Here is a 23,439-nt window from a genome sequence, read left to right as displayed (position 1 = left end):
GATGGCCGTACCCGAACGGTCCGTCCGGCACGACGTTGCAGCCGAAGGCACCGCGAAGCGGCGCGAGGACGGCCCGGCAGCAGAGGAGGTGCAGTGGCCCGCACCAGCATGCTCACACGCGCATAAGAAAAGGCCGCCATTAAGAGAAAATAGCGGCCTCGCCTGAACATGACCTTAACTGACAAGCATTACGCCTCGGCGGGGTTTTTTAATACTGATAATTTACCATCACTTCGCTGCTCAGCACCCGTAGCCCCGGCGGCAGCGCCCCGCTGCCCGCTACGCCAAACACCATATAGAGCGTTTCGCTCGCGTCGAGATGCGCCAGCGCACGCGTGGCGCCGCTGCCGCCCTCCAGCGAGGCGCAGCGCTGCGCGCCGCACAGCTTTACCTGTAATCCTGACGGCGCGGCGCCGGTCAGCTGATAGCGCCAGTTAATCAGGCTCACCGAGCCGGAAACGCCCGGCGGCGCGCGCAGCGGTTTCGACTTCACCCAGCCGCCCCGGTTGCTGAGCGCCGGGCCGCTGACGCTGGCGTGCCAGGCGCCCGTGGCGGCGAAAAGCGGCAGCGCCGTCAGCAGCAGCGCCAGTCCCAGACGCCAGCGCGCCATTACTTGCCTCCGATGGTGGCGGTCATGCGAATATGCCGGTTGTCGGTCAGCTCCATATTGGAGAGCACCACCAGCTGCGGCAGATTGCGGCGCAGAAAGCGCGCCAGCAGCGCGCGCAGCGGATGGTTGACCAGCAGCACCGGCGGCGCGCCCAGCATCTCCTGACGCTGCAGCGCGGCCTGCGCCTGCTCCAGCAGCCGGTCGGCCAGGCCAGGCTCCAGCCCGCCGCCGCCCTGCAGCGCCTGCAGCAGCAGACGCTCCAGCGTCGCGTCGAGGCCGATCACTTGCACTTCGCCGTTGCCGGGGAACCACTGCTGGCTAATGGCGCGACCCAGCGCCACGCGCACCACGCTGGTCAACTCCTGCGGATCGCTCTGCACCGGCGCATGCTCCGCCAGGGTTTCAATAATGGTGCGCATATCGCGGATTGAAACGCGCTCGGTCAGCAGGTTTTGCAGCACCTTGTGCAGCGTCGTCAGGGTAATCACGCCCGGCACCAGATCCTCGGTCAGCTTCGGCATCTCCTGACTTACGCGATCCAGCAGCTGCTGCGCCTCCTGACGGCCGAACAGCTCGCTGGCGTACTGACCAATCAGGTGATTAAGGTGCGTCGCCACCACGGTGCTCGCCTCCACCACGGTAAAGCCCTGAATCTGCGCCTGCTCTTTCAGCGCGCTGTCGATCCAGATGGCCGCCAGCCCGAACGCCGGATCGACGGTCGCCTCGCCCGGCAGCGTGCCCGCCGCCGTGCCGGGGTTAATCGCCATCCAGCGGCCCGGATAGGCGTCGCCGCTGCCAATCTCCACCCCTTTCATCAGAATGCGGTAGCGCGCAGGCGGCAGCTCCATATTGTCGCGGATATGCACCACCGGCGGCAGAAAGCCGACATCCTGCGCCACCTTTTTACGGATGCTGCGGATGCGTCCCAGCAGCTCGCCGTTTTGGTTGTTGTCCACCATCGGGATCAGACGATAGCCCACCTCCATGCCGAGGGTGTCTTCCAGCTGCACGTCGGTCCAGGAGGCCTCGGTATTAGCGGGCGTATCCTGAGGCTTGATAAGCGAACTGCTGGCCGCTTCCGGGTTCTTCTTCGCCTCCATCTCGCGGCCGCGCATCCACCAGGCGAGGCCGAGCAGCGCGCCGGTAAACAGCAGGAAAACGAAGTTCGGCATGCCAGGCACCATGCCCAGCAGGCCGAGCACGCCGGCGCTGAGCAGCATCACGCGCGGGTTTTTGAACAGCTGGCTCACCATCTGCTCGCCGACGTCCTGATCGGTGCCGACGCGGGTGACGATCACGCCCGCCGCGGTGGAGATCACCAGCGCCGGGATCTGTGCCACCAGGCCGTCGCCGATAGTCAGCAGCGTATAGGTTTCAGCAGCGTGGCCGATATCCAGGCCGTGCTGCACCACACCCACCAGCAGCCCGCCGATCACGTTGATCACCATAATGATGATCCCGGCGATGGCGTCGCCGCGCACGAACTTACTGGCGCCGTCCATCGAGCCGTAGAAGTCCGCCTCCTGGGTCACTTCGGTGCGGCGTTTTTTCGCCTCCTGTTCGCCGATCAAACCGGCGTTGAGGTCGGCGTCGATCGCCATCTGTTTACCGGGCATGCCGTCAAGCACGAAGCGCGCGCCCACCTCGGCGATACGCCCCGCGCCTTTGGTGATCACCATAAAGTTGATCACCACCAGAATAACGAACACCACGATGCCGATGGCGAAGTTGCCGCCGACCAGGAAGTGGCCGAAGGCTTCGACCACGCGCCCGGCCGCGCCAGCGCCGGTATGGCCTTCCATCAGAATGATACGGGTCGAGGCGACGTTAAGCGCCAGACGCAGCAGCGTGGAGAAGAGCAGAATGGTAGGAAAGGCGGCGAACTCCAGCGTGCGCTGGGTGAACATCGCCACCAGCAGCACCATAATCGAGAGCGCGATATTAAAGGTGAACAGCAGATCGAGGATGAAGGCGGGCAGCGGCAGCACCATCATCGACAGGATCATCATGATCAACACGGGACCGGCAAGCACCTGCCATTGCGTGTCTTTCAGGTTGTTCGGTAAACGCAGTTTTGCGGCCAGGTTAGCCATCGTTTCGCTTCTCTCCTGCAAAGTCCATATCCGCCGGAACCGGCAGATTCTTTGGTTTGTTCGGGATCAGGCCGCCTTCGCGCTTCCAGCGCCGCAGCTGCCAGACCCAGGCCAGCACTTCCGCCACCGCCGCGTAGAGCGCGCCGGGGATCTGCTGGCCAATTTCGGTGTGCCGATAGAGCGCGCGCGCCAGCGGCGGCGCCTCCAGCAGCGGAATGCGGTGTTCGGCGGCGAGTTCGCGGATCTTCAGCGCCACGTCGCCCGCGCCTTTCGCCACCACTTTCGGCGCGCTCATCTTTTCGTTGTACTGCAGCGCCACGGAGTAGTGCGTCGGGTTGGTGACGATGACGTCCGCTTTCGGCACATCGGCCATCATGCGGCGGCGCGCGGCGGCACGCATCGCCTGACGGATGCGCCCTTTCACGTGCGGGTCGCCTTCCTGCTGTTTGAATTCGTCGCGGATCTCCTGGCGCGACATGCGCAGCTTTTTGTAGTAGCTGTAGAGCTGCCAGAAAACGTCGTAGCCCACCATCGGGATCAGGCCGAGCACCACCAGCGCGCAGCAGGCGGCGATCATCTCCAGCCCGTGCATCAGGGCGTTAGAGGGCGACTGGCTGATCAGCCGCAGCATCTCCGGCCAGTGCGACCAGATGTACCAGCCGCCGACGCTGCCGACCAGCACCGCCTTAAGGATGCCTTTGAACAGCTCGGTCCAGGCCTGCGCGGCGAACATGCGGGCGAAGCCAGGCAGCGGATTGAGCTTTTTAAAATCGACCTTGATCGATTTGCCGCTGATCACCAGGCCGCCCAGCAGCATCGGCGCGGCGATCGCCACCATCACCAGCCCGGCCATCAGCGGCAGCAGCGCCATGACCGCCTGGCCAATCAGGCCGCTGATATGGCCGATAATCAGCTTGCTGTCGTTGACCATGCTGTGATCGAAACGCAGCCCGGAGGCAACCATCGCCGCCAGCCGACGCGCCATCAGCGAGCCGCCCAGCCAGAGGGTCATCAGGCCCGCCAGCAGCATCAGCACCGACGTCAGCTCGCGCGAACGCGGAATCTGCCCCTCTTCACGCGCTTTTTCAAGTCGGTGGGCTGTGGGCGATTCTGTTTTGTCCTCGTCGCTCTCTTCAGCCACGACAAACCTCAGTGAACAGGAATTCTGAGCATAGAATGCCAAATTTGGCTTTGGTTAAAGCGGAGATAAAACGGGGAAAAGCGCCGTTCATTGGCGGATGAGAAAGAAAAGGTGCCGCCAGCCGGGAGGCTGGCGGCGCGGGATTAAAACCCTAAGCTGTCCAGCAGGTCATCAACCTGATCCTGGTTCGCCACCACGCCCGGTGCATCGGCGTGGATCTGCGGACCGTTCAGCAGGCTGGTGCCCTCCTGACGCTTCTCGGCGCTCACTTCTGGCATGTTCTCCAGCAGCACCATCAACAGCTGGCGCTCAATCTCCTGGATCACATCCATCATGCGCTTGATCACCTGACCGGTCAGGTCCTGGAAATCCTGCGCCATCATGATTTCAAGCAGCTGCTTGTTGGTGAAGGCGGTATGCTCTGGCACGTCGGTGAGGAATGCGCGCGTATCCGTCACCAACTCACGTGCGTCGGCCAGCTCAATCGGGTTTTCAAACCACTGGTCCCAACGCCCTTTCAGCTGGGTTGCCCCGGCTTCCATTTTATCCTGATGCGGTTGCGCCGCTTCTACGCAGTTCAGCGCGCGGTCGGCAGCCTGTGCCGTCATCTGCACCACATAATCCAGACGGTCGCGGGCGTCGGGAATGGCTTCGGCCGCATCGGCAATGGCTTTGTCCAGCCCCAGCTCGCGCAGGCTGTCGCGCAGCATGCGCGTCAGCGAGCCGATGCGAGCGATGATGTCGTGTGCCGAGGCATCCTCAGTTGGTTTCGGAAGGTCGCTCATCACATCTCCTTACATACCCAGTTTTTCGAAGATCTTGCCTAATTTCTCTTCCAGCGTGGCGGCGGTGAAGGGTTTCACCACGTAGCCGCTGGCGCCGGCCTGCGCCGCCGCGATAATGTTCTCTTTCTTCGCTTCTGCCGTGACCATCAGCACCGGCAGCTTGCCCAGCGTGGCGTCGCCGCGAATGGTCTGCAGCAGCTGCAGGCCGTCCATGTTCGGCATGTTCCAGTCAGAGATGACGAAGTCGAATCCGCCCGCTTTCAGCTTGCCCAGGGCGTCGACGCCGTCTTCTGCCTCTTCGACGTTGTTGAAGCCCAGCTCTTTCAGCAGGTTACGCACGATGCGACGCATCGTGTTGAAGTCGTCCACCACCAAAAAGCGCATGTTTTTATCAGCCATAATTACTCCTGTGTTATCTCGCCCGGCAGGACGGGCCTGTTAAATTCGCAGTGCCTGTCCGGCGCTAATTTTTGCCAGCATATGCTGGCTGATATTGCCTAAATCCACGACTTCGCTCACACCGCCGCTGGCGATGGCTTCTCGCGGCATACCAAAGACCACGCAGGAGGCTTCGCTCTGCGCAATGGTCCAGGCGCCGGCGCGGTGCATTTCCAGCATGCCCGCCGCGCCGTCATTGCCCATGCCGGTGAGGATCACCCCCACGGCGTTACGGCCGGCGTTGATCGCCACCGATCGAAACAGCACGTCCACCGACGGCTTGTGGCGATTCACCGGCGGCCCTTCATTCAGTTTCACCACATAGTTGGCGCCGCTGCGCGCCAGCTCCATATGCATCGCGCCCGGCGCGATATAGGCGTGCCCCGGCAGGATGCGCTCGCCGTCTTCCGCCTCTTTCACCGTGATCTGACAAAGCTTGTTCAGACGCTCAGCGAACGATTTAGTAAAGCCCGGCGGCATATGTTGAGTGATCATCAGCGCCGGACTGGTCGGCGGCAGCGGCTGCAGCACGTGGCGGATCGCCTCGGTGCCGCCGGTCGAGGAGCCGATGGCGATCAGCTTTTCGCTGCTCAGCAGCGGGCCTGCTTTTAAGGTCACCGGCGCCGGCATTGTCGGACGAGCGTGCAGTCGGGCGCGCGCCGCCGCGCGGATCTTGTCGGCGATCATCTGGCTGTAGGCCAGCATCCCTTCGCGAATGCCGAGCTGCGGCTTGGTGACGAAATCGACCGCGCCCAGCTCCAGCGCGCGCAGCGTAATTTCCGAGCCTTTGCCGGTCAGCGACGAAACCATTACCACCGGCATCGGGCGCAGACGCATCAGCTTCTCGAGAAAGTCGAGGCCGTCCATGCGTGGCATCTCCACGTCCAGCGTCAGCACCTGCGGGTCGTACTGCTTGATCAAATCACGCGCGACTAAGGGATCGGGCGCGGTCGCCACCATCTCCATATCGGGATGGCTGTTGATGATTTCGGTCATCAGCTGTCGCATCAGCGCGGAGTCGTCCACGCACATTACGGTGATTTTGCTCATCATCTTTCCTTCGTCAGTCCATAGACGGTTTGTCCGCGCAGCCAGAACTCTTTGCTGATCTGACTGAAGTTCTCTGAGTGACCGGCAAACAGCAGGCCGCCTGGCTTCAGCAGCGGCACAAACCGACGCAGGATCTTCTCCTGCGTCTCTTTATCGAAATAGATCATTACGTTGCGGCAGAAGATCGCATCGAAAGGTCCCGGCAGCGCCCAGTCGTTGGCCAGCAGGTTAAGGCGGGCGAAGCTGACGCTGTTCGCCAGCTCCGGCCGCACGCGCACCATGCCATCATGGGGGCCGGTGCCGCGCAGAAAGAAGCGCTGCAGCTGCTGCTGCGAGAGGGTGCGCAGCTCCTCCTGGCGATAGACGCCGGCGACCGCTTTCTCCAGCACCTGGGTGTCGATGTCGCTGGCGTGCACCTGAAATTTGCCTGGTCCGGCGCCCAGCGTCTCCGCCAGCGTCATGGCGATGGAGTAAGGCTCCTCACCGGTCGAGGCGGCGGCACACCAGACGTTAAAGCTACCGGAGCGCTTGCGCGCATGTTCCGCCAGAATGGGGAAATGGTGCGCCTCGCGGAAAAAAGCGGTCAGGTTGGTGGTCAGCGCGTTGATAAACGCCTGCCACTCCGCGCTGTTGGCATCGTTCTCCAGCAGCGCCAGATAGCGGCCAAAGTCATCAATATTCAGCGTGCGCAGGCGGCGCACCAGCCGGTTGTACACCATCTCGCGCTTATGGTCGGCCAGCACAATGCCGGCGCGCTGATAGATCAGCTGGCTGATACGACGAAAGTGTGTATCCGAGAGCGGCAGGCGCTGCACCATCTGCGAGAGCAGCGTTGTCGCGTCGTTTTGATCCAGTAACGTCGATTTCTTCATTTCAGGTCACCTGGCACTGTACTTCACTGATTAAATTCTGCTGCTATGCCGGTCGGCGTTGCCGCCAACCGGCCATCCAGGCGATTAAAAGGTTTCCCAGTTGTCGTCGCTGCGTACAGCTGACGCGCGGGAGGCCGCGACCGGCGCCTCCAGACGAACACTGTTCGACGCCGTAGTTCTGTTAACGGCCTGGGCGACAAATTCTTTACCAATATTGAACACAGAAACCGCCTGTTTCAGTCGGCTGGCCTGATCTTCCAGCGAGCCGGCCGCCGAGGCGGACTCTTCCACCAGCGCGGCGTTCTGCTGGGTGACGCGATCCATCTCCGTCACCGCCAGACCGACCTGGTCGATGCCGCGGCTCTGCTCGTCCGACGCCGAGGCGATTTCGCCCATGATGTCGGTAACGCGCGTCACCGCATTGACGATGTCCTGCATGGTTTCGCCAGCGCTCTCCACCAGCACCGAGCCGGTGTCGACGCGCGCCACGGAGTCCTCAATCAGCGCCTTGATCTCTTTCGCCGCCTGAGCGCTGCGCTGCGCCAGGCTGCGCACCTCGCCCGCCACCACGGCGAAGCCGCGGCCCTGTTCGCCGGCGCGCGCCGCCTCAACGGCCGCGTTTAGCGCCAGGATATTGGTCTGGAAGGCGATGCCGTCGATGACGCTGGTGATGTCGGCAATCTTCTTCGAGCTGCCGGCGATGTCGCTCATGGTTTTCACCACGCCGTCCACCACTTTGCCGCCCTGCTGCGCGGTTTCCGACGCGTTGAGCGCCAGCTGCGACGCCTGACGCGCGTTCTCGGCGTTCTGCTTCACGGTGGCGGTGAGCTGCTCCATGCTGGCGGCGGTCTGCTCCAGCGACGCCGCCTGCTGCTCGGTGCGCGAGGAGAGGTCGTTATTGCCGATGGCGATTTCGCTGGCGCCGGTGTAGATAGCGTCCGCGCCGTCGCGTACCGTCGAGACGGTGCGCACCAGCTCGGTCTGCATGTGCTGCAGCGCCGTCAGCAGATCGCCCAGCTCATTGCGCACGCTAAAGGCGATCGGCTGCGTCAGGTCGCCGCGCGCGATATGGCGGATATGCTCGATGCTCTGCTTCAGCGGACCGATCAGCGAGCCGCGCATTACCGTCCAGACCAGCAGGCTGATCAGCAGCGTGATCAGCACCATGCCGGCCGCGATCATAATGGCGTGATGATAGGCGCTGTTGTTGGCGTCGATGCCCTGCTTCGCCAGCAGCTGGTTATGGCTCTGCCAGGCGTTGTAATCCTTTTCAAATTTGTCCTGAAAACCCTGGGTCGGCTGATCGACGAAGCCTTTGAAATTGCCCGTGCCGAGAAAACCGGTCAGCTCGGTCAGCGCGTCGCGGTAGGCTTTGTAGTTGGCCTGCAGCGTCAGCACGTTTTCAGCGGTTTTGCCCTTTTCCGACAGGTTGGCGTTGAAGTCGGCAAACCCCTGGTCGGCCACTTTCAACTCGTCATTGGCCAGCGCCACCAGATCCTGCACGGTGGCGCCTGAGCCCGCCTGCTGGCTGTCGAGCAGGTAGCGGATCCCGGCGCGGTTCAGCGTGTTGCGCGCCTGAACCAGGGAGACCCATGAGGTGCCCATCGCCTGCTGCAGCGTCGCGAGACGCTGGTTATAGGCAAAATTCTCTTTGTCGGCTTTCACCGTATTAAAAAAAGCGCCTCCGGAAACCAGCTGCAGCAGCACAAACAGCACCAGCACACTCAGCAGACCGGAGACAACGCGTACTCGATTAAACATAAACACCTCATTGGTTGGCGGATCGCACTAGTTATCGGCCTCAATGAAGGGATCTTTATGTAAGGAAGCAGGGGTTGGACCAGAGGAGGAAAAAGCCCGCTTCCCTGCGGGCGTAAACAGCGGTTTAGAAGGTTTCCCAGTTATCGCCGCTGACCGTTGCCGCCTGCGGCTGACGCGCCAGCGGCGCGGCCGCAACGGCGCGGGTTGGCGCGCGCGGTGCCTGCGCGGCGCGCGGGATGGCGAACACCGATACCGACTCGCTGAGGCGGCTCGCCTGCGCTTCGAGCGAGGCCGCGGCAGAAGCAGACTCCTCCACCAGCGCGGCGTTCTGCTGCGTCACGCGATCCATCTCAGTGACCGCCTGACCCACCTGGTCGATGCCGCGGCTCTGCTCGTCCGACGCCGAGGCGATCTCGCCCATGATGTCGGTGACGCGCGTTACCGCGCCGACGATGTCGCTCATGGTCTCGCCCGCCGTGCCAACCAGCTGCGAGCCGGCGTTGACGCGATTTACCGAGTCCTCAATCAGCGACTTAATCTCTTTCGCCGCCTGGGCGCTGCGCTGCGCCAGGCTGCGCACCTCGCCCGCTACCACGGCGAAGCCGCGGCCCTGTTCGCCGGCGCGCGCCGCTTCCACCGCCGCGTTCAGCGCCAGGATATTGGTCTGAAAGGCGATGCCGTCGATGACGCCGGTAATATCGGCAATCTTCTTCGAGCTGCCGGCAATATCGCTCATGGTTTTCACCACGCCGTCTACCACATCGCCGCCTTTGCGCGCGGTTTCCGAGGCGCTGAGCGCCAGCTGGGACGCCTGACGCGCGTTCTCGGCGTTCTGCTTCACGGTGGCGGTGAGCTGCTCCATGCTGGCGGCGGTCTGCTCCAGCGACGCCGCCTGCTCTTCGGTGCGCGCGGAGAGATCGTTGTTGCCCGCCGAAATTTCGCTGGCGCCGCTCAGGATGGCGTCGGAGCCGTCGCGCACGTTGCTGACGGTGCGCACCAGCGACTGCTGCATCTCCTGCAGCCCGTTCGCCAGCTGGCTCATTTCATTGCGCCCTTCCACCGCGATCGGCTGGGTCAGATCTCCCGCCGCAATGGTGCGGATATGGGTTAGCAGCTGGTGCAGCGGCTGGATCAGCACCTGACGCAGGCCAAACCAGCAGACCGCCACCACGCCGATCACCAGCAGCGCCACCGTCGCCAGCAGCCACATCATCTGGGTGAATGCGCGCTGGTTCTGCTCCGCGCCCTGCGCGGCGAGCGTGGTCTGCTTCGCGCGCCAGTCGCTGTAGGCGGCCTGCATCGTGTTCTGGATCTGTTCGATATTGAAGCGGAACATCCCGTCCAGATCGCGCGCCTTAAGGCGCTCCAGCATGCCGGCCAGGCCGTCGTGATAGCTGGCGTACTGCGCCTCCAGCCGATCGCGCAGCGCCACCTCCAGCCCCGGCGTAGCGGGCAAATCGTAGTAGATTTTAAAATTGCGATCGGCCAGCGCCAGCTGCTGTTCGGTCTGTTTAACCAGCTCGTCCAGCGGGCCGCCGTTGATCTGCGCCGCGGTGCTGCTCTGCAGGCGCAGCATGGCGCGGTTGAGGGTAATGCGCGTCTGGTTAAGCGCGATCCAGGCGTCAGTCATCGCCGTGACGTTATTCGTAGAGACCTGCGCCAGCGCGAACGCCTCTTTGTCTTTCTGCAGTGCCGACCAGAACAGCCCGCCCGACGTCAGCTGCAGCAGGCTAAAAATAGCCAGCACGGCGATCAGGCTGGTCACCACTTTAATGCGTTTCAACATATATTTTTCCCGGGGATCATTAAAAAAACGTGCAGGCTCTCTATCGGCGCGCCAGCGTCAGATCTGAGCGGGTTTAACGGTTTTTACAGTTATGTAGGTTTTAAAAGCGGGGAGCACGGCTGAAGAGGAAAAATAGCATGCCGGGCGGATACCCGGCATGCAGGTAGCGCTTAGAAGGTTTCCCAGTTGGCGTCGCTGCCGGGCACGGCCAGCGCCTTGCGCGGCGCGGCGGAAGCCAGGCTGAGCGCGGGCGCCGCAATCTGCACGTGTCGGGTGCCGACCGCCGCTGCCGCCGCGCGCGGGATCTTGAACACCGCCACCGACTGGCTGAGACGGCTCGCCTGCGACTCCAGCGAGGCCGCCGCCGCCGCCGACTCCTCCACCAGCGAGGCGTTCTGCTGCGTCACGCGATCCATCTCGGTCACCGCCTGACCCACCTGGTCGATGCCGCGGCTCTGCTCGTCCGACGCCGAGGCGATTTCGCCCATGATGTCGGTGACGCGCGTGACCGCGCTGACGATGTCGCTCATGGTGTCGCCCGCCGTGCCGACCAGCTGCGAGCCGGCGTTGACGCGATTCACCGAGTCCTCAATCAGCGACTTGATCTCTTTCGCCGCCTGGGCGCTGCGCTGCGCCAGGCTGCGCACCTCGCCCGCCACCACGGCGAAGCCGCGGCCCTGCTCGCCGGCACGCGCCGCCTCAACGGCCGCGTTCAGCGCCAGGATATTGGTCTGGAAGGCGATGCCGTCGATGACGCTGGTGATGTCGGCGATCTTCTTCGAGCTGCCGGCGATGTCGCTCATGGTTTTCACCACGCCGTCCACCACGCTGCCGCCTTTCTGCGCGGTCTCTGACGCGCTGAGCGCCAGCTGCGACGCCTGGCGCGCGTTCTCGGCGTTCTGCTTCACGGTGGCGGTGAGCTGCTCCATGCTGGCGGCGGTCTGCTCCAGCGACGCCGCCTGCTCTTCGGTGCGCGCGGAGAGATCGTTGTTGCCGGCCGATATTTCGCTGGCGCCGGTAAAGATGGCGTCGGAGCCGTCGCGCACGTTGCTGACGGTGCGCACCAGCGACTGCTGCATCTCCTGCAGGCTGGCGGCCAGCTGGCTCATTTCGTTGCGCCCTTCCACCTGAATCGGCTGGGTCAGGTCACCCTGAGCGATCTGCTGGATATGGGCGATATTCGCGTTCAGCGGATTAATCAGCACGCGACGCAGGCCGACCCAGCAGAGCGCGATGGTCACTGCCACCAGCGCCATAATCGCGCCCAGGATCCACAGCATGCGCGCATAGGCGCTGGCGTTTTTCGCCACGCCCAGCTCGGCGAGGTGCGCCTGATCGGCGCGCCAGTCGGTATAGAGCTTAAGGAACGCGCTCTGGCTCGGTGCCACCGGCGCCTGAGCCACGCCCGCCATATCGCTGGCGATCAGCGCCTCCTGCAGCTGGCGCAGCGCATCCGCGTAGGCGGCGTAGGCGACGTCCAGCTCTTTATTCAGCGCGACGTTCTGTCCAGTGGTGTCGGGGATCGCCTTATAGAGTTTGAAGTTATCCGCGGCCGACTGCTGGAAATGTTTGCTGTCGTCGATCAGGTGATCGATATCCGCGTCTTTGCCGCTGAGTTTGCTGGTGGCGATACGCAGCTGGACGCGCGTCAGCACCACGCGACTCTGGTTCAGGCTGGCGTAGGCGTCGTTGAGCGCCGCCTGATTGCGGCTGGCAAGCTGCGACACGTTAAAGCTGTTTTTATCGTCGCTGAGCGCAGAGAAAAAGACTGCTCCTGAGAAGGCCTGAAACAGGCCAAACATCAGTAAAACCAGCAGCAAGCTGGTGACTACACGTATTTTGGTAAGCATAAGGAGCCCTGGGAAAGTAGAAGATAAAGCAGAACAATTATCGGCCAGCGGCGGGAGATATTTAGGGCAAGGCGGGAAAAAGAAGAAATCTATTATCTTGATTTTAATAGGAAATAGTCACGAGCCGGTGTTATACCGGCCCGTGAAAAAAAGCGGCTTACGCGCTGCGCAGCGTATCCATCAGCGCCATCTCTTCGCTGCTCAGCAGCTTCTCGATGTCCACCAGAATCAGCATACGCTCGCCGAGCGCGCCGAGGCCGGTGAGATACTCGGTCGACATGGTGACGGCGAATTCCGGCGCCGGGCGGATCTGATCCTGCGTCAGCGACAGCACGTCAGAGACGCCGTCCACCACGATGCCGACCACGCGATGCTCCAGATTCAGCACGATCACCACGGTGTTGTCGTTGTACTCGACGTCGGGCTGGGAAAACTTCACGCGCAGGTCGATAATCGGCACGATCACGCCGCGCAGGTTAGTGACGCCCTTGATGAACTCCGGCGTGTTGGCGATGCGCGTCACCTGGTCGTAGCCGCGGATCTCCTGCACCTTGAGAATATCGATACCGTACTCTTCATCTCCCAGCGTAAATACCAGGAACTCCTGGCCGACGGTCTCGCCGGCGATTTTGGTCACGGTTGCCATTCCAGTCATGTTTCTACCCTTTTGTTATCAGTCAGGCGGCCGCGCCGGCCACACGTTTTTCACGATTCAGCGATTGCAGCGCTGATACGTCGACGATCAGCGCCACGCTGCCGTCGCCCAGGATGGTGGCGGCGGAGATGCCAGGCACTTTGCGATAGTTGCTCTCGAGGTTTTTCACCACCACCTGGTGCTGGCCAATCAGCTGATCCACCAGCAGCGCGTAGCGCTTGCCCGCGCTCTGCAGGATCACCACGATGCCCTGCGTCGCCTCGGTTTTCGCGCCCTGCACGTCGAACACGTTCCACAGCTCGACCAGCGGCAGGTATTCGCCGCGCACTTCCAGCACGCACTCGCCGCCCGCCAGCGGCTTCAGCTCTTCGCTGCGCGGCTGCAGGGACTCCATCACCGCGTTGAGCGGCAGAATAAAGACTTCATCCGCCACGCGCACCGACATGCCGTCGAGGATCGCCAGCGTCAGCGGCAGCAGAATGCGGATGGTGGTGCCTTTGCCCTGCTTCGAGGCGATCTCAACATGGCCGCCCATCTCCTGGATGTTTCGCTTCACCACGTCCATGCCGACGCCGCGGCCCGACACGTCGGTGACCTGCTCGGCGGTGGAGAAGCCCGGCGCGAAGATCAGCATGCCGACCTCTTCGTCGCTCATGTTTTCGCTGACCGGCAGGCCAGACGAGAGCGCCTTGGCGAGGATGCGCTCGCGGTTCAGGCCCGCGCCGTCGTCAGAGACCTCAATGCAGATGTTACCGCCCTGATGCTCCGCCGACAGCGTCAGGTTGCCGGTGGCGACTTTGCCCGCCGCGAGGCGTTTTTCCGGCGACTCGATGCCGTGGTCGAGGCTGTTGCGCACCAGGTGCGTCAACGGATCGATAATGCGCTCGATCAGGCTCTTATCGAGTTCAGTCGAGCTGCCGAGCAGCGTCAGCTCGACTTCTTTGCCCAGCTTGCTGGCCAGATCGCGCACCAGACGCGGGAAGCGGCTAAAGACATACTCCATCGGCATCATGCGGATCGACATCACCGATTCCTGCAGATCGCGCGCGTTGCGCTCCAGCTGGCCCATGCTGTTCAGCAGGTCGCCGTGCGCCACCGGGTCGAGTTCGCCCGAGCGCTGCGCCAGCATCGACTGGGTGATCACCAGTTCGCCGACCAGGTTGATCAGCTGATCGACCTTCTCTACCGCCACGCGGATACTGCTCGACTCGCTGGTTTTGGCCGGCGCGGCGGCGCGTTTGGCTTCGCGCTTCGCCACCGGCAGTTCGCTGACGCTGGCGCTCTGCACCGGCGCGGCCTCTTCCACCGGCTGCGGCTCGGCGACCGGCGCGGCCTCTGCGGCGGCGGCGGCTTCCGGGAAGCGGATCTGCGCTTCGTCGATGACGAAGCAGAGCACCGCCACGATATCGTCTTTGCCGACGCCGTCGATGTTCGCTTCCAGGCTGTCGCTGCCCTTCACCACCTGGCTCAGGCTGCCGAGATTGCCCAGTTCTTCCAGCAGCAGATCGACTTCTCTCTCTTTGAGGTTGATCAGCTGCACGCGCAGTCCGCTGCTCGCCGGCGCGGCCTGCGCCACGGGTGCGGCGGCCGGCTCGGGAACGGGCAGGCCTTTGGCCTCTAACGCCAGCTGGCGCAGCGCCTCGCAGATATAGTTAAAGCTTTCCGCGTTCGGCTCTTGCGCGGTTTTATAGGCATCGAGCTGTTCCTGCATAATATCTTTGGTTTCCAAAAACAGGTTGATGATGTCGGTGCTGAGCTGCATCTCGCCGCGACGAGCACCATCCAGAATGTTTTCCAGAATATGGGTGGTTTCCTGCAATACCGTAAAGCCGAAGGTTCCGGCGCCGCCCTTGATAGAGTGGGCGGCGCGGAAAATGGCGTTTAGCTGCTCGGAGTCCGGCTCCTGGGGATCGAGACCCAACAGATGCTGCTCCATGTCAGCTAACAGCTCATCGGCCTCATCGAAAAACGTCTGGTAAAAATCGCTGATGTCCATGCTCACGGGATCACCTCGGCTGTGAGGGGGCTGCTGTGTTTACCGGGCTGCTGTTTTGCGGCACAGGCGGCGCGGTAATCTTTTCAATGGCCGCCGGATCGCTCACCTGGACGGCGTCGCTCTCGGCGTTCTCTTTTTCAATTGCCGCTTCGGTGTCGTGGTTCAACACCAGCAGGCTAATGCGGCGGTTGACGGCATCGTTGCCGCCGCGGTTCTTCAGTTTCATGGTGTCGGCCATGCCGACGACGCGCAGCACTTTGCCGCCGTCGAGACCGCCCATCACCAGTTCCCGCCGCGAGGCGTTGGCGCGATCGGCTGAAAGCTCCCAGTTGCTGTAGCCGCGATCGCCGCTGGCGTACTGAAAGTCGTCGGTATGCCCCGCCAGGCTGATGCGGTTGGGGATATCGTTCAGCAGCGGCGCGATGCCGCGCAGGATGTCGCGCATATAGGGCTCTACCTCCGCGCTGCCGGTTTTAAACATCGGCCGGTTCTGGCTGTCGACAATCTGAATGCGCAACCCCTCTTCCACCATGTTGATGATCAGGTGCGGACGCAGCGCCTTCAGCCGCGGATCCGCCTCGATCAGCTGATCGAGCTTTTCCCGCAGGCGATTCAGGCGGATGTCATCCAGCTTGCGCTTCTGCTCATCCATATTGACGACTTTTTTCACTTCGCCCTGAATGCGTGTCGCGTCGTCGCCGCCGCCGGGGATCGGGCTGTCGCTGTCGCTGCTGCGCTTGCCGCCGGTCAGGGCGACCTTCAGCGGCGTTTTAAAATATTCGGCGATCTGCACCAGCTCCTGCGGGCTGGAGATGGAGATTAGCCACATCACCATAAAGAAGGCCATCATCGCCGTCATAAAGTCGGCATAGGCGATCTTCCAGGAGCCGTGGCCCCCTTCGTGGCCTTTATGCTTGCGCTTTTTGACGACGATAATGGGACGGTTGCTGTTCTTCATGCATTTTCGTCCGAAGTCTGTTTCGCCGGGTTCTTGGCGTTACGTACGTGCTCCTCCAGTTCGCTAAATGACGGGCGCTCGGCGGAATAGAGCGTCTTACGGCCAAACTCCACCGCGATCTGCGGCGCGTAGCCGTTCAGGCTGGAGAGCAGCGTGACCTTGATGCACTGCATCATCTTGGTGGTTTCAGAGCACTTCTGGCGCAGCACCGACGCCAGCGGCGAAATAAAGCCGTAGGCCAGCAGGATGCCGAGGAAGGTTCCCACCATCGCGTGCGCCACCAGCGCGCCCAGCTCGGCGGCCGGACGATCGGCGGAGGCCAGCGCGTGCACCACGCCCATTACCGCCGCTACGATGCCGAACGCCGGCAGGCCGTCGCCGACGGCGGATAAACTTTGCGCTGGCACTTCGCATTCGTGCTCGTAGGTTTCGATCTCTTCATCCATCAGCGCTTCAATCTCAAAGGCGTTCATATTGCCGCTGACCATCAGGCGCAAATAATCGGTAATAAAATCCACCAGCTGTTTATCGGCGAGAATACGCGGATAGTTAGCGAAAATTTCGCTCTGAGCGGGATCTTCAATATCGCGCTCCAGCGACAGCATGCCCTGCTGGCGCGATTTGGCCATCAGACGATAGAGCAGCGCCATCAAATCCATATAGAGGGCTTTGTTGTATTTTGAGCCGCGCATCAGTTTCGGCAGCGCTTTTAAGGTTTTTTTAATCGATTTGCCGTTGTTACCGACGAAAAAAGCGCCAATGGCGGCGCCGCCGATAATTAACAGTTCGGATGGCTGGTAAAGCGCGCCAAGATGGCCGCCCACCATTGCATATCCGCCCAACACGGATGCAACAACAATGATATAACCCAATAAGATCAGCACAAAAACATCCTTACGTCCGTAACGTGTTGGTGGAAGTTAAGCCAGAGGGCCGCAGGCGCTATTCAAATCGTGGGCAAAAAAAAAGCAGCGGGGAGAACCCCGCTGCTGGATGACTTTCCACGATGCGAACAAACTTAAACGGCGTGTTTAACCTGTTCATCCAGCAGTTGTGGAAAGGTATCGGCAGAATCTGCAGAAAGTTTACGTCTTTTTACCGCGCGTGACGGCGGCTGGCACAGGCTGCAGACGAAGCTGCCGACCGGCTGATGCGCATGATTGATGAAACTGCCGTTGCAGCTTTTGCAGTCGGCGAGTTCCAGCATATTACTTTCAACGAATCGCACCAGGGTCCAGGCGCGCGTTAGCGCCAACAGCGGGCCCTCGTCCGATTGCGGACACTGTTCGAGATAGAGGCGGTACGCTTTAATAACCGCATCGACGCCGGTCGCCATGCCGGTTTTCAGCATAAACTGCCAGGCGTTGCAGAACATGGAAGCGTGAATATTCTGCTCCCACGTCATAAACCAGTCGGTGGAAAACGGCAGCATGCCTTTTGGCGGCGGACTGCCGCGCAGCTCTTTGTAGAGCTTAATCAGACGACCGCGGCTAAGCTGGGTTTCGCTCTCCAGCATTTGCAGACGTGCGCCCAGCGTAATTAATTCCATGGCGAGCTGAATATCGCGCGCTTCCTGGACAATACTTTTTTCGGACATTTACATCGCCCTCTTTTTCGCCGGCGTCTCTTCTTTTGAGACATTACGCAGTAAACGGCTGGATAATAAAATTCCGGTGTGGATTTGTTGTAAATCATCCACGCGAGATTCCTGCGTCAGGCGATTAATAATGGCGTGGTCATTAAAGCGAAACTGGCAAACCAACTGATTGGTTTCCGCTAACTTTACCATTTCCGGCAAGGTTAATTGCGACAATGCGTCAGCCATCTCTTCATCAATTCCGAGGCGAAACATTGCAGAAGCTTTTTCCTGGTTAATTAATCGCTGCGCAAGCAGTAAATAAGACAGATTGATATCATAAATATGTTTTAGTAAATCAGTTGTACCCATTTTTTCCATCCTGACAGACGCGACGTATTAGCATCGCAGAAAAACCCTCTGCGTTTCGGGTTGCTGGTTGGTAAATCTAAAGATGGCAAAAATTTACAGCCAAAAACCAAACGTACTCTGAAGTCTGCCACATGTTCTGGTGAACATATTTACAGTGCCAGTCAAAACCCCAGGGCCATTCTTTTTTAAATTATTGCGCTCTTCCGTGACGTCTCTTTACATTTTTTTAAGACTATTCCTAAAACAACGCAAATCTATCCCGTCTGATTTCCACATACAACGACAGAGATGTGAAATTTTAGATAAAGTGTGATCTGCGTCACACTTTTAAGGCAAATTTTTTCCTGAACCCTTCAGCATCGCTGTTATTTTGTCTGTTTTTTAACCAACTTTACCGGATTTCACTTATATTTCGTCCTTGATAGGGGCTTATTCCTGTTACAGATATGATGTGTCAGGCCGCCTGACGACAACTCGATCTATTATCTTTAACATTGCGTTTAACACCCTATAAGCCGCCATTTACATCGTCATTGCCAGCATATTATGCTGAATGAGGCGCATGAGATCCGCTTTGAAATTAATCACTTAGGGCAACGGTTTCCTGGAGTGAGTAAGGGAAGCGTAAAGAGAGGCCGTGAGAGATCGACGCGTTTTAGCAACGAAGCGTTAACGCTTTACAGTGGACGTAAGGCTGTGGACAACAGATGTAACAGATAGTTACATTAGAATTGTGAATGAATAGCGGGTTTGACACTTTTGTACCTGACAACTATCGGCATCAGGCGGGCAAACTTTAGGGCGAAACGTGAAAAAAGCGGCTTTTTTTTCTGAGATGCGAAGAGGTGCGGTCAGTGAACCGCTAGCGGCTGCGTAGAAGGCTGAGCAAGAGGTTAGCGCGGCTGTAGAACGTGCGGGGGAAGAAAAGCAGATGGCGGCCCGCTCGCGCGGGCCGCCGACACTATCAGGCGAGTTTCGGGAAGGTCGCCACTTTGTTTACCGTGCCGTGATCGGCGCTGCGCGGCGGAATCGCCCACAGATCCTTCAGGAAGCTCTCACGCCAGTGGGTGATATCCTGCTTGCGCAGCACCGCCATCATATCGTTGTAGCGCGATATGCGTTCGGTGCGCGGCATGGTCAGCGCCTTGTTGAGCGCGGCGGCAACTTCATCGCGATCGTAAGGGTTAACGATCAGCGCCGAGGTCAGCTCGTTAGCCGCACCGGCGAAGCGCGACAGCACCAGCACGCCCGGATCGTCCGGGTCCTGCGCGGCGACATACTCTTTCGCCACCAGATTCATGCCGTCGCGCAGTGGCGTGACCAGACCCACGTCGGTCAGACGGAAGATCTTCATCAGCAGACGACGGTCGAAGTGCTGGTTAAGGTAGTAGAGCGGCGTCCAGCCCAGGGTGCCGTACTTACCGTTAATGCGGCCCGCCTCCGTCTCCAGCTGGTGACGGATATCCTGATAGGCCTGCACGTCGCCGCGCGAGGTCGGCGCGATCTGCGAATAGCGAATTTTGCCGCGATGCTCCGGGAAGTTCTCCAGCAGCGCTTCATAGGCGAGGAAACGCTCCGGCAGCCCTTTCGAATAGTCGAGGCGTTCGCAGGCGATGATGTTCTTCGCATCGCCCAGTTCGCGCTTCATCGCCGCCATTTTCGGCGGCAGCGGGCCTTCAGCCATCTCTTTGATGCTGTCCGGCTCAATGCCGATAGGATAGACCTCGGTCATAAAGGTGTTGCCGAACGCGCGGTGTTTCTTCTCGCCTTTGTTCTGCAGCTGCGTCAGCTGGCTCAGACTGTCGAGGAAGGCGACGCGATCCGACTCGGTCTGGAAGCCCAGCAGATCGTATTCGCACAGCATCTCCAGCAGCTCTTTGTGCGGCGGCAGCGCGTTGAAGATCTCCGGCGTCGGGAACGGGATATGCAGGAAGAAGCCGATTCGGTTGTTAATGCCCTGCTTGCGCAGCGCGGCCGCGAAAGGCAGCAGGTGGTAATCGTGGATCCACAGCGTGTCATCCGGCTTGATCAGCGGCTTCAGGCGCTCCGCCAGCATCTCGTTGACGCGGCAGTAGCCATCCCAGGCTTCGCGCTGGAACTGCACCAGATCGAGGCGGTAGTGAAAGGCGGGCCAGACAACGGTATTGGAAAACTGGCAGTAGTACAGATCGTAATCGTTCTGACTCAGCGGCAGCGCGGCGTAGGAGATGCCGTCATGCTCTGCCTGCACCAGTTCGTCTTCCTCTTCTCCGGAAAATTCGCTGATTTCCCCGTTCCAGCCAAACCATAAACCGCCGGTGCTTTTCAGCGCGTCGAGAATGCCGACGGCGAGGCCGCCTGCGCTGGCTTTTTTCCCATCAGGAATGGCGATTCGGTTAGATACGACCACTAAACGACTCATAACCTTTACTCCTTACCGACGTTGTCTTGTTTTATTTGTAATAGTAATCGCTCCAGCCAGTCATAGACTGCCTCAACGTCTGGCAGGCGATAACGCGCCTGGCTGGAACCTTGTCCAATCTTCACGGAGATGCCCTGCATGGCGTTGACCGCGACAAAGCCTTTCTCATCCGTCAGATCGTCCCCAACGAATACCGGAATGCGACCGGTAAAGGGCGCTTCGCGCATAAAGGCGCGTACGGCTTCGCCTTTATCAATTCCCTGCGGTTTGATCTCCACCACGCATTTTCCCGGCTGCAGCGCCAGCGCCGGAAAGCGTTTCACCACCTGTTCCGCCAGGTCGAGCACATCCTGTTCATGCTGCATCGCCTGACGGTAATGCAGGGCGAAGGCCATACCTTTGGCCTCCAGCAAAGTGCCTGGCCAGCGATCCATCGCCTGCTGCAGCTGCAGCTGTAGCGCCTCGGCAACCTCTGGCTGCAGGCTGGTGCGGTGCATCTCGCCCTGGGCGTCGCGGCGCTCGGCGCCATGCACGCCAGCAGCGGGCGCGACGAGCGGCGCGGCCAGCGCGTCAAGCTGCGCGATCGGCCGGCCGGAAACCAGCGCCAGCGCGCCATGACAAAGCAGGGAGAGTTGTTGCAGCTGCTGACGCACGGTTTCAGGAATGAAAACCGCGTCGGGCTGGGGCTGTATCGCAGCGAGCGTGCCGTCTACATCAAAAAAGAAGGCATAAAGACCGCCGCTCAGCGCAGGAAGCGAGGCATGTTCATTTGCCGCTTGGGTCACGTCTCTTCTCCTGTCGTTAATTCGGGCGCGGACGATTCGCGGCTTGTCAGGTCAGAGGCCTGGCTCGTCGGCGCGCCATTGCAGGATGTTTTAACAGGGGTGAATGTCAGCGGGTTCGGCAACCGGAACGGCCGCGCGTGAACCAGAAAGTGGAACAAAAACTGCGGATACCAGCATGTAAAATCGGATAAAACACCACTACGTTCAGGAACCACCACAGACATATCAACCTGACTGAAAACATCGTCGCGATTAAGTGTAGACGGTGCTGGCGCTTTTGCCAGTCCATGCGCTTTTTTTTGCCTGTTCGCCACAGATTATCTTGTCTTTACCGCTTCGTTTACCTGTTTGTCCTCTCCTGCCGCCGGGCCTGTATACTGGGGCAACACAGTGTGAACAAGGAGCGCAGGATGTTTCAGGTATCTGATACGCCAGACGGCGAAGTGATCGACGTGATTTCCATTCAGTCGCAGGTGGTTTACGGCAGCGTGGGCAACAGCATCGCCGTGCCCGCGCTGCGCCGTCACGGCTTGCAGGTGGTCGCAGTGCCCACCGTGCTGCTGAGCAATACGCCCCACTACGCCAGCTGCTACGGCGGCGAGATCCCGCAAGAGTGGTTCGAGGGCTACCTTAGCGCGCTGGCGGAGCGTCAGCTTGACGTCACCGCGCGCGCCGCGGTGCTCGGCTATCTGAAGTCCACCAATAAAGCGACCGCGCTGGCGCGCTGGCTGCGGCAGATGCGCGAGAAAAATCCGCAGATGCCGGTGATTATCGATCCGGTGCTGGGCGATGACGACAGCGGCTTCTACGTCGATCCCGAACTGGCGCGCCACTACCGCGAACAGCTTGCGCCGCTGGCGACCGGGCTGACCCCGAACCGCTTTGAGCTGGGCTGCCTGTGCGACGCGCGTCTGGAGAGCGACGCTGAGATCCTCGACGCCGCGCGCTCGCTGCTCGGCGCGCAGACTGAATGGGTAGTGGTCACCAGCGCCACTCGCGACGATGCAAAACAGAGCATGCAGGTGTTTTGCGTCACGGCGCAGGAGAGTTTCATCACCGAACATCCGCGCTACGATAATCCACCGAAAGGCACCGGCGATCTCTTTACCGCCGAGCTGACCGCCGGGCTGCTGCGCGGCGTGCCGCTCAATAACGCGGTGGAGCAGGCCAGCCTGTTCGCTGAACGGTCGGTGCTGGTCACCCGCACTCTGGGAAGACGCGAGCTGCAGCTGGCAGAGGCTCAGGCAGTGTAAAAACGGCCGGTTTTCCTTTAGGGTAAAGCTACCTCACCCTAACAGGACGCTTAAAATGTATAACAACCCCTGTCAACTCGTCGGCGTGCTGTGCGACGACCTCAGTCATCCGCATACGGCGGCGCTGCTGCAGGAACTCCATCGCCAGCTTAACGCGCGCGGCGGCAACGCGCTGCTGGTGGACGCGACAACGGACAGCGCGCGCCAGCTGGTGCCTCTGCTGAGCGCTGCTATTCAGCTTTCCGGCCCGATCGCCCCCGCTTTTCGCGCTGCCGCCGGGCGCATGCCGCTGCTGGCGCTGGATGAACTGCCTTTTGACGACTTTGCCGCCGGCGCGGCGCTGGGCGAGCTGCTGCTGGCGCAGGGCCATCAGCGCGTCGGCTATCTGCAGCAGGCCAACGGCGCGGCTGCGGCGCGCCTTGACGGCCTGAGCAGCGCGCTGGCCGCGGCGGGCAAGACGCTTCATCCCCCGCTTATCGCCGGCCGGGACCGCGAAAGCGGCTATCAGACGGTGATGGCCTACCTGAAGCGCGCCCGCGCCGCGGAGCGCATTCAGGCGCTGCTGTGCGACAGCGATCTGCTGGCCTTCGGCGCGCTACAGGCAGTGCGTGATTTTGGCCAGGGGGCACACCTCGCCGTGGCAGCGGTGGGCGACAGCGAAGAGGCCGCCGCCTCGACCTGGCATCTGACCTGCTGGGCGCAGCCGCAGGCGCTGCGGGTAGCGGAGGCGCTGAACCGGTTGCTGCTTAATCGGGCAGAGGAAGATGGCGCATGGCGGCGCGGCGAACTGCGGCTGCGCCACTCCCATCACGGCAAGGCGCTGTTGGGCGAAATGGGCCAGTGCGGCTGCGCTATCCGTCACTAATAAAAAAGCCCGCCAGAAGGCGGGCTTGTCAGTTAAGCATGGGGTGAAAACGCAGTCTGGAGCCGCTCCGGGGCGGCACCAGCCTGCTGGCCAGCTTCCGTGCGAGCTGCTGCAAAGGGCACTCTGTCTGAAGCCACTGCGCCTCCTCTGCTGTAGAGGGCTATTCGCAGCGCTGAGGCGGAAACGTTGTGC

The 23,439-nt window shown here is 61.0% G+C and carries 21 protein-coding genes; 2 read left to right on the top strand and 19 right to left on the bottom strand.

Annotated elements, in window-relative coordinates; translation table 11 throughout:
- Window positions 1-208: 208 nt before the first annotated feature.
- The 19 genes from flhE to B2J69_RS23995 form a co-directional block, all read right to left on the bottom strand.
- On the bottom strand, window positions 209-610 hold the full coding sequence (gene flhE, locus B2J69_RS23350) for a flagellar protein FlhE (RefSeq protein ID WP_081142837.1): 402 nt from the start codon (window positions 608-610) through the stop codon (window positions 209-211).
- Window positions 610-2,703 carry a flagellar biosynthesis protein FlhA gene (gene flhA / locus B2J69_RS23345; protein WP_081142835.1) on the bottom strand — a complete coding sequence of 698 codons (2,094 nt, stop codon included), beginning with the start codon at window positions 2,701-2,703 and terminating at the stop codon, window positions 610-612. Before flhA ends, flhE begins: the two co-directional genes overlap by 1 nt.
- Entirely contained in the window at window positions 2,696-3,844 is a 1,149-nt protein-coding gene (gene flhB, locus B2J69_RS23340; protein WP_081142833.1) for a flagellar biosynthesis protein FlhB, read from the bottom strand. Before flhB ends, flhA begins: the two co-directional genes overlap by 8 nt.
- 143 nt (window positions 3,845-3,987) lie before the next feature.
- Window positions 3,988-4,629, bottom strand: a complete 642-nt coding sequence (cheZ, locus tag B2J69_RS23335) for a protein phosphatase CheZ (protein WP_081142831.1) — start codon at window positions 4,627-4,629, stop codon at window positions 3,988-3,990.
- A gap of 9 nt (window positions 4,630-4,638) precedes the next feature.
- A complete protein-coding gene (cheY, locus tag B2J69_RS23330; RefSeq protein ID WP_081142829.1) occupies window positions 4,639-5,028 on the bottom strand; it encodes a chemotaxis response regulator CheY in 390 nt (129 codons plus the stop codon).
- A gap of 39 nt (window positions 5,029-5,067) precedes the next feature.
- Window positions 5,068-6,117 carry a protein-glutamate methylesterase/protein-glutamine glutaminase gene (locus tag B2J69_RS23325; protein ID WP_081142827.1) on the bottom strand — a complete coding sequence of 350 codons (1,050 nt, stop codon included), beginning with the start codon at window positions 6,115-6,117 and terminating at the stop codon, window positions 5,068-5,070.
- Complete coding sequence (cheR, locus tag B2J69_RS23320) at window positions 6,117-6,989, bottom strand: protein-glutamate O-methyltransferase CheR (protein ID WP_081142825.1); 873 nt, start codon at window positions 6,987-6,989, stop codon at window positions 6,117-6,119. Before cheR ends, B2J69_RS23325 begins: the two co-directional genes overlap by 1 nt.
- Before the next feature lie 84 nt (window positions 6,990-7,073).
- The gene (locus B2J69_RS23315) at window positions 7,074-8,750 is read right to left on the bottom strand and encodes a methyl-accepting chemotaxis protein (RefSeq protein WP_081142822.1); all 1,677 of its coding nucleotides are present in this window, start codon (window positions 8,748-8,750) and stop codon (window positions 7,074-7,076) included.
- Window positions 8,751-8,874: 124 nt separating this feature from the next.
- Window positions 8,875-10,536 (bottom strand): methyl-accepting chemotaxis protein, encoded by a 1,662-nt coding sequence (locus B2J69_RS23310; RefSeq protein WP_081142819.1) that lies wholly within the window; start codon window positions 10,534-10,536, stop codon window positions 8,875-8,877.
- Window positions 10,537-10,706: 170 nt separating this feature from the next.
- Window positions 10,707-12,386 carry a methyl-accepting chemotaxis protein gene (locus B2J69_RS23305; RefSeq protein WP_081142817.1) on the bottom strand — a complete coding sequence of 560 codons (1,680 nt, stop codon included), beginning with the start codon at window positions 12,384-12,386 and terminating at the stop codon, window positions 10,707-10,709.
- Window positions 12,387-12,543: 157 nt separating this feature from the next.
- On the bottom strand, window positions 12,544-13,041 hold the full coding sequence (gene cheW / locus B2J69_RS23300) for a chemotaxis protein CheW (RefSeq protein WP_081142815.1): 498 nt from the start codon (window positions 13,039-13,041) through the stop codon (window positions 12,544-12,546).
- A 22-nt stretch (window positions 13,042-13,063) separates the two neighbouring features.
- Window positions 13,064-15,037: a chemotaxis protein CheA gene (cheA, locus tag B2J69_RS23295; protein ID WP_174580933.1), complete on the bottom strand. Its 1,974-nt coding sequence runs from the start codon at window positions 15,035-15,037 to the stop codon at window positions 13,064-13,066.
- A gap of 10 nt (window positions 15,038-15,047) precedes the next feature.
- Complete coding sequence (gene motB / locus B2J69_RS23290) at window positions 15,048-15,995, bottom strand: flagellar motor protein MotB (RefSeq protein WP_081142811.1); 948 nt, start codon at window positions 15,993-15,995, stop codon at window positions 15,048-15,050.
- Window positions 15,992-16,879, bottom strand: a complete 888-nt coding sequence (gene motA / locus B2J69_RS23285; protein ID WP_081142809.1) for a flagellar motor stator protein MotA — start codon at window positions 16,877-16,879, stop codon at window positions 15,992-15,994. Before motA ends, motB begins: the two co-directional genes overlap by 4 nt.
- Before the next feature lie 134 nt (window positions 16,880-17,013).
- On the bottom strand, window positions 17,014-17,592 hold the full coding sequence (flhC, locus tag B2J69_RS23280; protein ID WP_033749746.1) for a flagellar transcriptional regulator FlhC: 579 nt from the start codon (window positions 17,590-17,592) through the stop codon (window positions 17,014-17,016).
- Entirely contained in the window at window positions 17,593-17,943 is a 351-nt protein-coding gene (flhD, locus tag B2J69_RS23275) for a flagellar transcriptional regulator FlhD (RefSeq protein WP_081142807.1), read from the bottom strand.
- 964 nt (window positions 17,944-18,907) lie between these two features.
- A complete protein-coding gene (gene otsA / locus B2J69_RS23270; protein ID WP_081142805.1) occupies window positions 18,908-20,344 on the bottom strand; it encodes an alpha,alpha-trehalose-phosphate synthase in 1,437 nt (478 codons plus the stop codon).
- Between the two features lie 5 nt (window positions 20,345-20,349).
- Window positions 20,350-21,129: a trehalose-phosphatase gene (gene otsB, locus B2J69_RS23265; protein WP_081142803.1), complete on the bottom strand. Its 780-nt coding sequence runs from the start codon at window positions 21,127-21,129 to the stop codon at window positions 20,350-20,352.
- Window positions 21,126-21,443, bottom strand: a complete 318-nt coding sequence (locus tag B2J69_RS23995) for a hypothetical protein (protein WP_143806335.1) — start codon at window positions 21,441-21,443, stop codon at window positions 21,126-21,128. The genes otsB and B2J69_RS23995 overlap by 4 nt, the downstream gene beginning before the upstream one ends.
- A 96-nt stretch (window positions 21,444-21,539) precedes the next feature.
- Between B2J69_RS23995 and pdxK the strand changes: the two genes are divergently transcribed.
- Both pdxK and B2J69_RS23255 read left to right on the top strand, forming a co-directional pair.
- The gene (gene pdxK, locus B2J69_RS23260; RefSeq protein WP_081142801.1) at window positions 21,540-22,382 is read left to right on the top strand and encodes a pyridoxine/pyridoxal/pyridoxamine kinase; all 843 of its coding nucleotides are present in this window, start codon (window positions 21,540-21,542) and stop codon (window positions 22,380-22,382) included.
- Window positions 22,383-22,437: 55 nt separating this feature from the next.
- On the top strand, window positions 22,438-23,247 hold the full coding sequence (locus B2J69_RS23255; RefSeq protein WP_081142799.1) for a substrate-binding domain-containing protein: 810 nt from the start codon (window positions 22,438-22,440) through the stop codon (window positions 23,245-23,247).
- Window positions 23,248-23,439: the final 192 nt, after the last annotated feature.

Source organism: Pantoea latae (assembly GCF_002077695.1).
Taxonomy (GTDB): domain Bacteria; phylum Pseudomonadota; class Gammaproteobacteria; order Enterobacterales; family Enterobacteriaceae; genus Pantoea; species Pantoea latae.
This window is presented reverse-complemented; position numbering and strand designations above follow the sequence as displayed.

What these genes read in the sequence shown, in the direction of transcription:
- flhE (WP_081142837.1), bottom strand. Translation starts at nt 610, where the DNA reads ATGGCGCGCTGGCGTCTGGGACTGGCGCTGCTGCTGACGGCGCTGCCG.
- flhA (WP_081142835.1), bottom strand. Translation starts at nt 2,703, where the DNA reads ATGGCTAACCTGGCCGCAAAACTGCGTTTACCGAACAACCTGAAAGAC.
- cheZ (WP_081142831.1), bottom strand. Translation starts at nt 4,629, where the DNA reads ATGAGCGACCTTCCGAAACCAACTGAGGATGCCTCGGCACACGACATC.
- cheY (WP_081142829.1), bottom strand. Translation starts at nt 5,028, where the DNA reads ATGGCTGATAAAAACATGCGCTTTTTGGTGGTGGACGACTTCAACACG.
- B2J69_RS23325 (WP_081142827.1), bottom strand. Translation starts at nt 6,117, where the DNA reads ATGAGCAAAATCACCGTAATGTGCGTGGACGACTCCGCGCTGATGCGA.
- cheR (WP_081142825.1), bottom strand. Translation starts at nt 6,989, where the DNA reads ATGAAGAAATCGACGTTACTGGATCAAAACGACGCGACAACGCTGCTC.
- B2J69_RS23315 (WP_081142822.1), bottom strand. Translation starts at nt 8,750, where the DNA reads ATGTTTAATCGAGTACGCGTTGTCTCCGGTCTGCTGAGTGTGCTGGTG.
- B2J69_RS23310 (WP_081142819.1), bottom strand. Translation starts at nt 10,536, where the DNA reads ATGTTGAAACGCATTAAAGTGGTGACCAGCCTGATCGCCGTGCTGGCT.
- B2J69_RS23305 (WP_081142817.1), bottom strand. Translation starts at nt 12,386, where the DNA reads ATGCTTACCAAAATACGTGTAGTCACCAGCTTGCTGCTGGTTTTACTG.
- cheW (WP_081142815.1), bottom strand. Translation starts at nt 13,041, where the DNA reads ATGACTGGAATGGCAACCGTGACCAAAATCGCCGGCGAGACCGTCGGC.
- cheA (WP_174580933.1), bottom strand. Translation starts at nt 15,037, where the DNA reads ATGGACATCAGCGATTTTTACCAGACGTTTTTCGATGAGGCCGATGAG.
- motB (WP_081142811.1), bottom strand. Translation starts at nt 15,995, where the DNA reads ATGAAGAACAGCAACCGTCCCATTATCGTCGTCAAAAAGCGCAAGCAT.
- flhC (WP_033749746.1), bottom strand. Translation starts at nt 17,592, where the DNA reads ATGTCCGAAAAAAGTATTGTCCAGGAAGCGCGCGATATTCAGCTCGCC.
- flhD (WP_081142807.1), bottom strand. Translation starts at nt 17,943, where the DNA reads ATGGGTACAACTGATTTACTAAAACATATTTATGATATCAATCTGTCT.
- otsA (WP_081142805.1), bottom strand. Translation starts at nt 20,344, where the DNA reads ATGAGTCGTTTAGTGGTCGTATCTAACCGAATCGCCATTCCTGATGGG.
- pdxK (WP_081142801.1), top strand. Translation starts at nt 21,540, where the DNA reads ATGTTTCAGGTATCTGATACGCCAGACGGCGAAGTGATCGACGTGATT.
- B2J69_RS23255 (WP_081142799.1), top strand. Translation starts at nt 22,438, where the DNA reads ATGTATAACAACCCCTGTCAACTCGTCGGCGTGCTGTGCGACGACCTC.